The sequence below is a fragment of the Bremerella sp. JC817 genome, assembly GCF_040718835.1.
Classification (GTDB): Bacteria; Planctomycetota; Planctomycetia; order Pirellulales; family Pirellulaceae; genus Bremerella.
Map to the genome: position 1 here is coordinate 1 of NZ_JBFEFG010000022.1, position 328 is coordinate 328.

1 protein-coding gene is annotated in these 328 nt (G+C 70.1%); it reads left to right on the forward strand.

From position 1 onward, the window contains the following. Window positions 1-328 (forward strand): lytic murein transglycosylase (locus AB1L30_RS00105; protein ID WP_367011331.1); only part of this gene is annotated, 328 nt, incomplete at both ends.

The following is a 328-nucleotide window of genomic DNA, read 5'->3' on the forward strand; positions in this document are numbered from 1 at the left end:
GGGCTACGACCGGTCGGACCTCGTCGGGAGCTGGGCCGGGGCGTTCGGCAATCCGCAGTTCCTCCCCAGCGTGTACCTCAGGCTGGCCACGGACGGCGACGGTGACGGGCGGGCCGACATCTTCAACAACCAGGCGGACACGCTTGCCTCGATCGCCCGCTATTTCGAGGATTCCGGCTGGCGACGGGGCCAGCCCTGGGGCATGCGCGCCTTCCTGCCCGACGGGTTCGACGTCGACGCGTACCGCTCCACCATCGTCGGCCCCACGTGCCCGCGCGTCCACGAGCGCAACAGCGAGTACAAGCCCGTTTCCGAATGGCGCCGGCTG